Annotated in this window: 9 protein-coding genes; 7 read left to right on the forward strand and 2 right to left on the reverse strand. The window is 53.5% G+C overall.

Annotated elements, in window-relative coordinates; genetic code table 11:
- Positions 1–30: 30 nt before the first annotated feature.
- On the reverse strand, positions 31–2,061 hold the full coding sequence (ftsH, locus tag P8N76_14145) for an ATP-dependent zinc metalloprotease FtsH (protein ID MDG2382806.1): 2,031 nt from the start codon (positions 2,059–2,061) through the stop codon (positions 31–33).
- Positions 2,062–2,468: 407 nt separating this feature from the next.
- Here ftsH and dxr point away from each other — a divergent pair, with 407 nt between their 5' ends.
- The 7 genes from dxr to P8N76_14180 all read left to right on the forward strand — a co-directional run bounded on the left by dxr (position 2,469) and on the right by P8N76_14180 (position 10,936).
- A complete protein-coding gene (gene dxr / locus P8N76_14150) occupies positions 2,469–3,620 on the forward strand; it encodes a 1-deoxy-D-xylulose-5-phosphate reductoisomerase (GenBank protein ID MDG2382807.1) in 1,152 nt (383 codons plus the stop codon).
- On the forward strand, positions 3,617–5,740 hold the full coding sequence (locus P8N76_14155) for a site-2 protease family protein (GenBank protein MDG2382808.1): 2,124 nt from the start codon (positions 3,617–3,619) through the stop codon (positions 5,738–5,740). Before dxr ends, P8N76_14155 begins: the two co-directional genes overlap by 4 nt.
- A gap of 27 nt (positions 5,741–5,767) precedes the next feature.
- Positions 5,768–6,475 (forward strand): HAD-IA family hydrolase, encoded by a 708-nt coding sequence (locus P8N76_14160; protein ID MDG2382809.1) that lies wholly within the window; start codon positions 5,768–5,770, stop codon positions 6,473–6,475.
- Positions 6,476–6,617: 142 nt separating this feature from the next.
- Positions 6,618–7,685: a UDP-3-O-(3-hydroxymyristoyl)glucosamine N-acyltransferase gene (gene lpxD / locus P8N76_14165; GenBank protein MDG2382810.1), complete on the forward strand. Its 1,068-nt coding sequence runs from the start codon at positions 6,618–6,620 to the stop codon at positions 7,683–7,685.
- A gap of 46 nt (positions 7,686–7,731) precedes the next feature.
- Complete coding sequence (gene lpxI / locus P8N76_14170; protein MDG2382811.1) at positions 7,732–8,622, forward strand: UDP-2,3-diacylglucosamine diphosphatase LpxI; 891 nt, start codon at positions 7,732–7,734, stop codon at positions 8,620–8,622.
- 155 nt (positions 8,623–8,777) lie between these two features.
- Positions 8,778–9,494, forward strand: coding sequence for a methyltransferase domain-containing protein (locus P8N76_14175; GenBank protein MDG2382812.1), 717 nt, complete (start codon positions 8,778–8,780; stop codon positions 9,492–9,494).
- Positions 9,495–9,940: 446 nt separating this feature from the next.
- Positions 9,941–10,936 (forward strand): sigma-54 dependent transcriptional regulator, encoded by a 996-nt coding sequence (locus tag P8N76_14180; GenBank protein ID MDG2382813.1) that lies wholly within the window; start codon positions 9,941–9,943, stop codon positions 10,934–10,936.
- 664 nt (positions 10,937–11,600) lie between these two features.
- Here the strand turns inward: P8N76_14180 and P8N76_14185 are convergent.
- Positions 11,601–13,877, reverse strand: a complete 2,277-nt coding sequence (locus tag P8N76_14185; GenBank protein MDG2382814.1) for a CehA/McbA family metallohydrolase — start codon at positions 13,875–13,877, stop codon at positions 11,601–11,603.
- Positions 13,878–14,282 lie beyond the last annotated feature (405 nt).

The following is a 14,282-nucleotide window of genomic DNA, read 5'->3' on the forward strand; positions in this document are numbered from 1 at the left end:
CCGCTGGATCCCCAACAGGGAGCGTTTTTCCTAGATCGATCCACTGGCTTGATTGTCGTCGCCCGTCGAGGCTGGCTCTTCGGTATCGGCGTTGCCCGTGGTTTTTATCGAGTCGACTGTGCCGGGCACCACTCGCGGACTGGTTGAACTTTCTTCCATGATCCGCTGAAGTTCCATGCCATCGACGGATTCCACGACCATTAATTCTTCCGCTAACGCGACCAATGCCTCTTTGCGGGTCATGAGGATTTCGCGGACGCTTGTCAGACATGAATCGATGATTTTGGCGACTCCTTCGTCGATCCGTTGTGCGGTGAGTTCGCTGTGTCCGTGGGTCCGATCTTCACCGGGAGTGGCCAGAAATGCCGATCGGCTGCTGTCGCGGTAGCTGATGCGGCCGAGCTCGCTCATGCCGTAGTCCATCACCATGCTGCGGGCGATGTCCGTTGCCCGTTCCAAGTCGTTTTGGGCGCCCGTGGAGATGTCACGGAAGACTAATTCCTCGGCAACCGTGCCTGCCAACAGGACCTGAATCCGACTTTCGAGCTCAGGTTGGGTCATGAGAAATCGATCTCCCTCGGGTCTTTGGAGCGTATAGCCGAGTGCTGCTAGTCCGCGTGGGATGATGGAGACCTTGTGAACCGGATCGGTATTCGGCAAGCTGAACGCGACCAGAGCATGCCCGCCTTCGTGATAGGCGACCCGATACTTTTCATCTTCATTCATGATCCGCTGCTTCTTTTCCAAGCCAGCAGTGACTCGTTCGACACCGTCGTCGAATTCGGACATCGCCACGGCCGATTTGCTTTTTCGAGCCGCCAGCAGAGCTGCTTCATTGACAAGATTCGCGAGATCAGCTCCGGCGAACCCTGGGCTAATTGCAGCAACTTCCTTGAGGTTGACTGTCGGATCGAGTTTTACCTGTTTGACGTGCACCTTCAGAATGTCCTCTCGCCCACGCACATCCGGTCGATCAACCAGCACTTGTCGGTCAAAGCGACCTGGTCGGAGCAGCGCCTGGTCCAGCATTTCGGGCCGATTCGTGGCCGCCATGACAATGACTCCGCTGTTGGAGGCAAAGCCATCCATCTCAACAAGCAGGGCATTCAGTGTTTGCTCGCGTTCGTCATGCCCACCGACCATGCCTGACCCGCGTGATTTCCCGAGTGCATCTAATTCGTCAATGAAAATGATGCACGGTGCCTTGGCCTCGGCCTGTTGGAACATGTCGCGCACCCGTGCGGCACCGACCCCGACAAACATCTCCACAAAATCGGAGCCTGAGAGGCTATAGAAAGGGACCCCCGCTTCGCCCGCGATCGCCTTTGCGAGCAACGTCTTCCCCGTTCCAGGGGGACCAACCAGCAAAACTCCCTTTGGAATTCGGCCGCCTAGCTTTTGGTATTTTTCGGGTGATTTGAGGAAGTCAACGACCTCGCGGACTTCTTCGACAGCTTCGTCGATGCCTGCGACGTCGTCGAAGGTGACTCCCAAATCCTCTTGGGCATACAATCGACCACGACTTCGCCCGAAGGACATGGGAGATCCTGCACCGCCAAGCCGCCGTAACATTAGAAAGAAAAAGAGTAAAAACAGGCCGCTAATGACAAACATGGGCGCGTAGGATCGCCAAATGCTGGGCCCCGGTCGATGTTGCCAACGGATACCAGCGGCGTCGAGTGCAGTCGTGAGCCGAGTCAGATCGGCTTCGCTTTCGCTTTTATAGCTACGGAATTCGACGACTTTGTCTTCCGTCGGGCTTTTCCTTTTAATTTTGCCTTCGATGGAGGTGTTGCCAATTCTCAGCGGCTGCCCGTTGGGCTGGAGATCGCTGTAGACGATCTCTTGTGCACCGACTTTTACCTTGAATTGAGCGTCTGGATTGGTTTTTTTCTCTTCGACCAGACGCAACAGTTGGGGATAGGCGATTTCTTCGGCTGACCCGACCACGTAAAAAACTACGAATAGGATCGCGATCCCAAAGACCGTTGCGAACAGCAGAAAGTTATAGCTGTTGTTTTTGCCCTCAGACCCACGCTTATTTGATTCGTTTTGGCTCATCGACTCGGTTTTCTCTCGCGATTAGGCGGTCTAGAGGCGGGTTCCCCGCCAGTTTTGTGGCGTAGTACGGTTTTATAGCGAAGCGGTTGGGGCTCGGTAAGGCATCTATTTTGCTCTGCATTATAGCAGTCAACGGGTGACCGTCTCAGCTTCGGTTCCTAAGCACTGAGAAAACTGTCTTGTCGCCGAAAAAACACGTCTCTAGAATGCTCCCATCCTGTCACTTGCCAATCACTTAATCTGCAGCGATTGGCGGATCTGCACTGAACCATACTTTAGTGCAATCCGAGAGGGCCACGCTTTTTGTTGTTCTGACCCGCGACGCTTGGAGACCCAGTCATCTCGTTTTGGTAGAGTTGCGTTTATCCGTCGAAATCCGTTTTTTTCAGTCCTTTCTGAGTGGTCGAGTGTCGAACGTCGCGATCCTGGGATCTACCGGCAGTATCGGATGTAGCACGTTAGAGGTTATCGATGCCTCGGCGGGTCGTTTGCATGCGCACGCCTTGACCGCCCATAGCCGCATGAAAGAGGCGGTTCAGCAGGCTCAGCATTGCCGGCCCCGCTGGCTGGTGGCAACTTCGCTGCGAAATCGGGATGAATTTTCCTGGTCAGATTTGCCGGCTGAGACCGAAGTACTGGTCGGTGCCGAGGGAATTGAACGAGTTGTCACGGACGAGGCGATCGACGTGGTGGTCGCGGCCATTGTCGGCAGTGCCGGCTTGGACGGCACTTGGGCTGCGATTGAAGCGGGTAAATGTATCGCTTTGGCCAACAAAGAGACGCTGGTCGTGGCCGGTTCATTGGTGATGCAATTGGCTCGGGAACGGAATGCACCGATTATTCCAGTCGACAGCGAGCATAGTGCCATTTTTCAAGCTTTGTCCGCTGGGAAATCAGCCGAGGTCAAGCGGATCGTGTTGACGGCGAGCGGGGGCCCGTTTCGTGACCGGTCGCTCGATCAGATGAATCGGGTGACACCGGCCGAGGCTTTGGCCCACCCCACCTGGAAAATGGGGCCTAAGATCACCATCGATTCGGCGACAATGATGAATAAGGCCTTGGAAATTATCGAGGCACGTTGGTTGTTCGATCTGCGACCCGACCAAATTCAGGTCATGGTCCACCCTCAGTCGATTGTCCATTCCTTGGTAGAATTTGTGGATGGCTCGGTGGTGGCCCAACTCGGACCACCCGATATGAAGCTGCCGATCCAGTATGCTTTGACCTATCCTCAACGATGGGAAGGTGTGGCGGAGCGAATGGACTGGAGTCAGCCGTTTCAACTGACTTTTGATCCGCCCGATGAGGAAAAGTTTCCGGCGATTGCCCTCGGGCATGAAGTGGCTCGGTTAGGAGGCACTTCGGGGGTGGTCGTCAATGCGGCCAATGAAGCGGCCGTTCAAGGTTTCTTGGATGGTCGATTGAGATTTACTGAAATTGTTCGCGCCTGCAAGGCGGTTCTGGAACATCACGAATATGATGCGAAGCCAACGCTTGCCGATCTGAATCGGCTGGATACGTGGGCACGTGAGGAGGTTTTTCGGTGGATTTGCACATGAATCCGATGATTGCGGCCATTTCGATTTCAATGCTGACGGCAATCCTGAAAGCAGCGTTTGGATTAGGGTTCGTCATCTTCGTACATGAGTTGGGTCATTTTCTTGTCGCAAAGGCATGCGGCGTGAAATGTGAAAAATTCTACGTGGGTTTCGATGTGCCGATCAAAATCGGTCCGATCCAACTTCCCCGCACGTTGTTTCGCAAGCAATGGGGCGAGACCGAGTATGGGATCGGCATCGTTCCACTCGGCGGATATGTGAAAATGTTGGGCCAAGACGACAATCCGGCTAACTCGGCCAAGGAAGCCGAACGGATTCGAGTCGCACGCGAGGAATCGGGTGCTGCTGACGCTGGTGACGCGCCAGAAATTGATCCGCGAAGTTATCCGGCCAAGAGTGTGCCACAACGCTTGGCGATCATTTCCGCCGGCGTGATCATGAATCTGATTTTCGCCGTGATCTTTAGCATGATTGCCTATCGCATGGGGGTAAGTTACACGCCGTGCATCGTGGGATCGACAACGCCCGGACTCTCAGCCTGGCAAGTCGGTTTGCAGACCGGCGATCGTATTATTCAAATGGATCGCGACGGCACCGAAAGTGAAAACCTGCGATTCGACAAAGACATGGTGGTGAAGGTCATGATGACCGGTGCCAACCAAGATCTCGATCTGCGTATCCAACCTTACTCGGCACCCGGAACAACTCCTCAGCTACCGATGTGGGTCGACGTCGAACTCAGTAGCCCCCGCGAAGAGTTGAACGGACGACCCGTGATCGGTATCAGCCCGTACGCCACAACAAAGATTGGCCTCCCTGATGAGAAAACCAAACTTTTGAGTAATCTGCCGATCGGCCAAGCTAATCCCCCGCTGAAATTCGGAGATCAGATCGTTGCCGTGAATGGTGATCCGGTCGTGAACTACGAAGAACTCAGCGTGCAACTGGCTCGTCGTGTCGACGAAGATCTCAAACTGACCATCAAACGAAAGGCAGAAAGTGGCCAGGCCGAGGCCGATCAATTCGAATCGATCTTGCCCCGAAACCCACTGCGTTCACTCGGTATTAACCTGCGAATCGGACCAATCGTCGCGATTCAAAACGGTTCCTTAGCGGAAAAAGTTGGACTCAAAGTTGACGATCGTGTGTTGACGGTCAACGGGAATCCGATTGGAGACCCCCTCACGTTACCCGCACAGTTGCGACGTCTGGCGGGAAAAGCCGTGACAATCGGCGTCGAACGACCGGGCGTTGATGAGCCCGTATCGATTTCGGTGACTCCCGTTGAGCCTGATATGCTCCATCTCGGAAGCGGGATTGGAGACCCTCTCGCTGTGGAAGCAGTTGGATTCGCTTTCACCATCGAAAATGTCATTGTGTCGGTGACGCCAGGCTCGCCAGCGGACCAAGCTGGTGTGCAAGCCGGTGATCTGTTGCAAGAGGTTGGTTTTATCCCAGCCAGCGAAGAAGAAAAGCGTTTGGAAGAGGAAATCTTTTCAAATTTGAGCCCCATCCCGTTAGGTGATAAGAATCGATCTTGGCCTGTGGTGCAAGAACGAATTCAGATGAGTCAACCCAACACGAAATTCAATGTGGTTTTCATCCGTGATGATCTGCAAAAGAACGTGGAATTGGTGGCCGTGAAGTCCTCGGAATGGAATGTGCCTGACCGTGGTCTGCGACTGATGACGGATGAGGAGGTCCATCGCGTAAGCTCATGGTCAGATGCCTTTAGTCTGGGAGTCCGAGAGACAAACGAGTCGATCAGTCAAGTCTACTTCATTCTCTTCCGTCTCGTGACCGGGCGAATCTCACCAACTAACTTGGGCGGACCGGCCTCCATCGCGACCATGGCTGGCATGGAAGCGAATCAAAGCACCGCTCGCTTGCTCATCTTTTTGACCATGCTGAGCGCTAACCTCGCCGTCATTAACTTTTTACCCATTCCCGTTCTTGACGGTGGCCACGCGATGTTCTTGCTTTACGAAGGAATCTTTCGTCGACCCGTCAACGATCGGATCGCTTTCGGACTGACAATGGCCGGATTCTGCTTCATTTTGGGCCTAATGATCTTCGTGATCGGACTCGACGTCTGGCGATTTTCTGGATTGGCCAGCTAACTACTGTCGAGAGGCGGAGGCGAGGTCGTGGTCGAACAACGGTCAGTTCGGACCATTATGTTTGATGCGGTGGGAACCCTCCTGTTCGCCAAACCGAATGTCGTTGATGTCTATCACGGCTTGGGGGCGACCCATGGAAGTCGGGTGACGCGAGACCGGGTGGGAGATCGATTTCGAACGGCCGTTGATCTGTTTCACCGTCGTCCTGGCCAGGGGCAGTTGCCCATGGCAACTTCTCAAGATGATGAGTACCGACGTTGGCAGTCGATTGTCGCTTATGTGTTTTTGGATCTGTCCGACACCTCAGATCTCTTTGAAGCGTTGTGGAATCATTTCTCCAAACCAGAGCACTGGAGCGTTTATGATGATGTCCCGGCGACGCTGCAAACCCTTCGCGATCGCGGCTTCCAACTCGGAATTGCATCCAACTTTGATCGACGTTTGGAGCAGATCGCTGAACAGCTGAAGCTGCAAATACCGGACGAGTTCGTATTTCATTCAGCCGGTTTGGGGGTGCGGAAACCTGCAAAGGATTTCTTTCGACGCATCGAGCGAGCCTGTGACCTGCTTTCCCACCAACTTCTTTTGGTGGGTGATAGCCGAGAAGTGGATTATTTGGCGGCGGAACAGGCGGGTTGGCAGGCCGTCTGGTTGCGGCGTGGAAGCGGGGATGATTTGGAGTCGGGCCAAATATCCGATTTACATCAGCTGAGCGAAGTGATAGCTGCTTGCTGATGTCACCGATCGCTCTTGTTCGGCAAACGAGTTCTCAGTACGATCGCCGACTCGGTGATGGCAGGGATAGACTGGCATGACGTCTTGATTCTATCTCGATTCACTTGTTGATAAACTCGTGGTGACATGGGAGTTGCTATAGATGAGCATGACGCTCGGACAACTTGCAGAATTGATTGGTGGTCGGCTTGCCGGCGATGCAAACCTGCCGATTTCCGGCGCAGCGACCTTGGATGCTGCCGGACCGGACGAGATCAGCTTTGTCGATCAGGAGCGTTTGCTGAAGGAAGTTTCGGAATCTGTTGCTGCTGCCGTTGTCTTGAAAGAAGGTATGAAGACGGTCGCTCGGGACGCGATCTACGTGGGCGACCCACGTGCTGCTTTCACTCAGATTGTGACCCGCTTTCGTCCGCCTGTTCCAGTTGCCCAGGCAGGGATTAGTGCTGCAGCGGATATCAGTGCAAAGGCGCAAATCGGGCGTGAGGTCAGTATCCAGGCCGGCGTTGTAATTGGCGATGATGTTGTGATTGGTGATGGCGTGACGATCCACGCGAATGTCACGATCATGGCCGGCTGCCAGATTGAGCGAAAGGTGACGCTTTTTCCTGGAGTTGTGATCTACTCGGGTACTCAGGTTGGAGCCCGTTCGGTGATTCACGCGGGCGCAGTGATTGGAGCGTTTGGCTTTGGCTACGACACAATCAAGGGTCAGCATCAACGTGGCCCTCAACTGGGCTTTGTGAAGATTGAAGCTGACGTGGAGATCGGCGCTTGTACGACGATTGACCGGGGGACTTACGGGCCGACGGTGATCGGTGAAGGAACCAAGATTGATAATCAAGTAATGATTGCTCACAACTGTCGCATCGGTAAACACAATCTCATCTGCTCACAAGTTGGTATCGCCGGCAGTAGCAGCAGTGGTGACTATGTCGTCATGGCAGGACAAGTGGGTGTGCCAGATCATTGTCGTGTGGGGAATCGAGCGGTGGTGGGAGCGAAATCGGGCGTGATGAAAGATGTGCCGGATGACACGACCGTCGTTGGCATTCCCGCCACTCCGGAACGTGAACAAATGGCAAAGCAAGCCGCTTTTTCCAAACTACCGGAAATGAGAAAACAGTTGCGGTCGCTGCAACGAGTTGTCGATCGATTGGCGGAAGAAGTCCGTGCCACTGAGATTTCGACCAAGGCGTCCGAAGCCGCTTGATTTTCCGACTCCGTGGTGAAGAGCAGACGAACAACAAGGAATTGACGTGTTAGTCGATCAAACTCAACCCGACCGTGTGGGACTCGTTGCCGGATGGGGCCGCTATCCGATCGTCGTGGCCGAAGCACTTCGCCTTCAAGGCAAGCAAGTGTACTGTTTAGGCGTTAAGGATCATGCGGATCCAGCGCTCGAAGATATTTGCCATGACTTTCAGCAAATTGGTATCGCGCGTCTTGGAGCGGCAGTCCGTTACTTCAGACGGCATGATGTAAAACAGGCCACGATGGCGGGAAAGATCCACAAAGTACTTTTGTTTCAAAACCTCTACTGGTTGAAGCACTTTCCCGATCTGACCTTCGTGCGCACTTTTTATCCCCACTTTGTCACGCTGACGCGCGATCGAACTGACGATACGATGCTGGGAACTTTTGTTGAGGCCTTCGGTGAACGAGGCATACGTTTCGCGCCCGCCACCGATTTTGTGCCCGAACTGTTGGTGAGCGATGGGAGGCTAAGCGGTCATCGATTGAGTTCCAGTCAACGTAAGGACATCGAATTTGGCTGGCAGTTGGCGACTGAAATGGGACGGTTGGATATTGGACAAAGTGTGGCGGTGAAGGGCCGCGCGATTTTGGCGGTTGAGGCAGTGGAAGGGACCGATGAATGCATTCGTCGAGCAGGCCAATTGTGCCCGGCTGGCGGCTTCACCGTTGTTAAAGTTGCCAAGCCGCAGCAAGACATGCGTTTCGACGTACCCACGGTGGGGATGGGCACCTTGCGGGTCATGGTCGAGTGCGGTGCACGGGTTCTTGCCGTGGAAGCGGAGCGGACGATCCTGATCGACGAATCGGAGTTTATTCAATATGCACAAAAGCATCGGATTTCTGTCGTTGCACTCAGCCGGCGCCCCGCTGTGGGTTTGGCGGATGCTGCCTGATTCGGCTTGATTCGAGCTGATTATCTTCAAAAACCGGTCCCCATCTGACAGCAGTCATGCAACAATGTGGAGAGTTCCTGCTGCCCGTGTGGCTGGAGCAACTGTTGTTGTCAGGATGTTTTCAGACTCACGCAGGTTTCAATTGAGGTTGCGATATGAGATTCCCACGCGCCCAGGTTGTCACGATCGGAATCAGCATGCTGCTTGCATTCCATGGCTCGTCCAACAACAAATCGCTCCTGGCTCAGGACTCCATTCCAGAGGCTCGTACGGAATACAAAGGCCGAGCCATCGCGCAAACGATGCACTTTTTTGGTGCGAACTGGCTGACGCGAGATTCTCGCCAACGCGAAGAGGATTGTGTTCAGATGTTGAAGAATCTGAACGTGAAGCCGGGCATGACCGTTTGTGACATGGGTTGTGGTAACGGTTTCTACACGTTGCAACTCGCCGAACTCGTCGGCGCCCGTGGAAAAGTCCTTGCTGTCGACATTCAGCCAGAAATGCTCAGGCTGATGCAGGCTCGCGCTGCCGAAAAAAATCTGCAAAATATCCAGTCGATACTGGGAACCGTCGCTGACCCCAAACTGCCAGAGGGCCAGGTCGACCTGATTCTATGCGTCGATGTGTATCATGAGTTCTCGCATCCCGAAGAAATGCTGGCCGCCATGCGAAAGTCGTTGAAGCCAGATGGGGCCATCGTCTTGCTCGAATTCCGCAGTGAGGATCCGAGAGTGCCGATCAAACCGTTGCACAAGATGTCAAAAAAGCAGATGCTGAAGGAGCTAAGCCCCAACGGTTACAAGTTGGTCAAAGAATTTGATAACCTTCCTTGGCAGCATATGATGTTCTTCGGCCGCGATCAGAGCTAGAGTTCACGTCTGGCGGGTTGGCATCAGCCATTTCGCCGATTGACTTTCGCATCACCTGCGGATGCTTCTTGCCGCTTTCGTTGGAAGCTCTCTCAAAAAGTGCTTCGTCGAAGCTTCGTAAAATTACTCGCGCTAAGATTTCGATACATCAAATTCTCGTCAGGCGCTAATAATGCTTAACGCTGCGATTTCTCTTCCTTTTATTGGGGCGCCATCGTCTAGTCGTTGTGTAGGATCGGCAATCCGGTGGAGCAGGGGGGGTGACGGAAAAACTAATTGCAATGGCCTTATTGTCGATTACAATGCGGGAGATAAGACACGTTGATGTTTCGGATAGTTAGGTTTAGGTGGACTAGTGATTAGAAGTTAGTTACCGTCAAAGGTAACGCTCACCAGGATTTATAAGCAACCTAGGCGACGTACGTCTAGTGTTTGCGGAGCTCTGTATGATGGAACCGTCAAGCGGAATTTGGGACCGAGCTAACAAGCTCGATGATCGATTCCCGGACGAGGAATGGATTCTTGGTGATGATCCGACTGTTCGTCGGATCGCACAACACGCTAGGCGAGCTGCCAGCGTCGGCTGCACGGTATTAATCACAGGTGAAACGGGTACTGGCAAAGAAGTTTGGGCCCGACAAATTCACGAATTGGGTGGCCTTTCTGGGCGACCTTTTGTTCCTGTAAACTGTGCAGCGCTTACGGCAACGCTGGCAGAAAGCCAACTCTTTGGTCATGAAAAGGGCGCCTTTACGGGCGCGTTGGGCGCCGCGCTGGGTGTGTTTCGAGCTGCTCAAGGGGGAGTGGTTTTTCTGGACGAAGTCGGTGAAATGCCACAAGAGTTGCAACCCAAGTTGTTGCGCGTGCTCCAGGAAAGCGAAGTCACACCGGTTGGTTCTGCGATTCCCGTTCCAGTGAAGGTCCAAATCGTGGCCGCCACCAACCGCAACTTGGAAGCGGAGGTTGCCAAAGGGACCTTCCGAGAAGATCTTTACTTCCGACTGAATATGGTCGAGCTGAACGTGCCATCTCTTCGTGAGCGTGTGCAGGACATTCCCGACTTCATACGCTTCTTCTCGAATCGATTTGCGAAGCAGTACAAACATGAGACCGTTTGGGAACCGGATGACCAAACGTTGGAGAGTTTTTGTTCCTACAGTTGGCCCGGTAACATTCGTCAACTCTCGCATGTTATCGAGCAGTCCTATGTGCTCGATTGTGCCCCGATGCTTCCCTCTCAGTCGGACAACTCGCCCGGGGGAAATCGGCTACCATTCTTTGATCTTGCCAAGCTTCGATCGGTGGCAGTGCGTCAGGCGTTGCGAGCTACGAATGGTCATAAAGGCCGTGCTGCAAAATTGCTTGGTGTGCATGCCAACACGCTGACAAGAATGCTGGCCGAATTAAAGGATCAACCTGACGAAGAAATCTCGATTCATTGACCCTCTCTTTTGACGTTTCTGACGAGTGAATTCAGCTGCTCGATCTGCCCCAGACGTCTTGCTCGATTCGCGGTGAGTTCGAAAGCAATCTGCCTCAGCAGTTGCTCCTAACGTATTGGAGATCATACTACTGTGTTGAATCAGTGATGAGCGGATTGTAGCCGAGTTGAAGTCGTGCGGGGGAAGAGAGGCGAGGACTGACAATCGTATCCAAGTATCGACTTTTTCGCGGGTGAGATTTCTCGGTTAACTGTTGAGTTGCTAAAACTCGTGCGGTTGGTGACAGCGATTACTTTTTTCTCTGTCGCCTTGTTTGACGATTCATGGTTCAGCCCAGATAGGCAGCAGACCTTGATTGACATTACTGAGTTAAAATGAGCGGAGATCAAGAATCCAACATCGCGCGTGGCGGTGTTGGGGGAACAGGCTTCCCCAGGGCCGTTCGCATTTGTGGGGAAAGCTGTTCTGTCTGCATAAACCACGAAAGGCTGACGCTCACAAAACCCAATCGTGTTATTGGTTCGGCGGTTGATTGGTCGTTTGTCAAGCTTTGAATGTGTCGACGGCTTCCCCGCCGATTCGAGGCCGATTCGAGGCCGTCAGCCAGCAATCCGATTTCGCACACCTTTCGTTGCTGATCATAAGGCAAATACAAGCTTGCTTGCTACCGATCATCATGCGACTCGGCCAGTATCTTTCGGTAAGCTTCCCGAGCCTCTTCGAAGGCTTGCGCCGCTTCGCCTTGTTCCGATTCGCGAATTCGAGGTGATTTTTGCTCCCAGCAAACGTCGACGGCGTCCAAACACCATTGTGCGCTGCGTTTGCTGGCTCGGATCGGCTGGTGGTCGACTTCCACGAAGATGGGATTCGTGTGCACCGTGGGGAAAATTCGCATGGCGACCCAGCAGGATCGGGTCGGACGGTAGCTAAACTGCAGGTCTTGGATTGAACCATCGCCAGTGATCTCTCGACGCTCGACAACTTCTCCGTTGACAATGAGTTCGACGGGAACTTTGTTGGAGTTTCCAATTCTGGCTCGCTCGACATGCCAATAGGGCTGAGCACTTAATGGTCGATTGCGAATGTCGTCGCGGGCTTTTTCTGCAAGTTTTGCCGCCGAACTCACGCTAATTGTTAGCTCGTCACCCGACTTGGCTTGGAGGAAACTTGGCCTGGCGTCGTCACCAATTTCTCCGACTGCCAGGTTGTTGATGCGGAAGTTAAACAAGTGACTAAGTCCGTCGCCGCAATAGCTGCGACCATCGCGTAGGCCCATGACCCATTGGTCGTAATCCAGCTGCTCTTGTTGGGGTAGCTTGACATAAACGCGTCCGAGACCAACGCGTTCGCCGTAGATACAAGGAAAGTCGGTCTCACCGCTGATGCGACAGGTGTATCCACAATTCAATGTGTGATACCAAACGCTCAGCTCCCAAACGATGGGTGTGTCAACGGACGAAATGAAATCACAAACGTCGTGGACGACATCCACAACATATTCATTGGCACCGATTCCATCGAAACGGGGCATCTCATAGCTGGGAAGTTCATCCCCTGGCACTTCCATGCCCCAACCACTGTGGCTGAATCCGACGACGCCACCTTGTTCCTTACCCCATTTGAGGACGGGCAGATCCCAGCTAGGCCATTCTTCGATCTTCGTGGTCCCTGGGTAATCATCTTCTGAGAGTCGAAGCAAACAAAGATGTCCGCAATGGGAGCTTGGGAAACCGGAAACTTCAACGTCGTAACGCATCAAATAACGGTTGTTCGAAAGCGTGTGGACTTTGCCGTCGAAGAATTGTTTTTGGTGATACCAGCAGGGCCCCCAGGAAAGGACGCAGCCCACGTTCAAGTCTTCCCCCATAATGTGACGCATCATTGCCTCCGGAGTGACGCCCTGCGTGGGAGCTTCGTAGTGGGAGCAGCCGGCGGCGTGTATGTGGTGGTCTCCCGAGTACCAGCCATGGTCTGTCAATCGAATCCAGCGACGCAACCGAAAGCTTTCCGTCTGTTCTTTGACAGCGTTGACGTGGATTTCGCGGGTCAAGATTTGATACTCGGGACCGCGAGTGTAAGTCACTTCGTAGTCACCTGGGGGTAACAAAACATGTTCGCCATGATGGCGATAGATCTGATCGTGAAAAAAGAAGTCCGGTGCAAGTCGCCGTGCACGTGATGGGTAGACGCGACCATCCTTATCACGAATCACGAATTGACCGGTAGTTGTCGTGGTACCGTCGTCATCCACGATTTCTAGTCTGACTTTTACGGCCGGTTGGCATTCGAATAAGATTGGCACTTGATTGCGGAAACCCAAGTCTTGGGTGCCTTGTCCAACATCGAAGGACAGGATGGCTTCGCGTTTGCCATGGTCACGACTGTATAGTTGTACGATTTGGTATTCGAGCTCTAAGCCGGAAAGCGTTTTGAGCAGCGGGCGTTCGGTGTACATTTCCACGTCAAGCCACCGATTGGGAACGTCGGTCGGGAGGATGGATGGAGTCGGAGCGGCTTTTCCGGTGGATTGTTGGTACAGTGGCGCCGCGTTGGGACTGGCGACGCGCAATGGTGCGGTGACGCCGGCCTCGTTGTGGATCTTGACCAGAAACACGCGCCAGCCTTGCTCCATGAGTTCGGCAGTGGCCGGTCCTCGCGCAATCTTAACTCGGCTTTCGGGGTTGATGTGCACGCCGGCGATGCATTGTTGGTCCAGCACGGCTTGTAGGGCCGGGACCGCTACTTCATCACTTTGTTCGAGTGCTTCTTGAAGCTGCTGTTGGTCCGCTTGGTTCAAGGGCTGTCCGAGAAATTCCAGCGCACGGATCAACCGCGAGACTTGTGATTTCAAAGGTTGGGACTCAACCGATGTGACCTGGGGCAGATCTGCGGTGGCGACGGTACTGAACAAGCAGGCGAACAAGAGGCTAAGAGTGCGCATGGTGAGCTCCGAAAAGATGGCTTTTGATGGCATTCGTTCCAAGGGCACGTTAAAAAAGTGGCGCCAAGTTAGCCTTCAAGATATCGCATTCCGATTTAGCAATCACGCGCTCCCTATGAATTTTTCAACGATTGCGAATTGTTTTTTAATTGGGGGAACCGTTTTGACTGCGTAAGCTTTACCGGCTAGTGAGGTTGCGGTGAGGTTGTCCATTTTCTTTCAAGATTTGTGGAGCAACTGTCGCAACTTGGCTGGTTGTTGAGTCATTCTGAATACGCTTCCGGCTTTGCTGGCGGGAATTGCTGGGCAAAAACGAAATGGCACAGTCTTTGCTTTCTTAGCTTCCGGGTGGACACGAGTAGATCAGGGAGCTAGAGGATGTTCTTGAGCACGGTATTAATGACG

This window comes from Pirellulaceae bacterium (assembly GCA_029243025.1).
In the GTDB taxonomy this organism is placed as follows: Bacteria; Planctomycetota; Planctomycetia; order Pirellulales; family Pirellulaceae.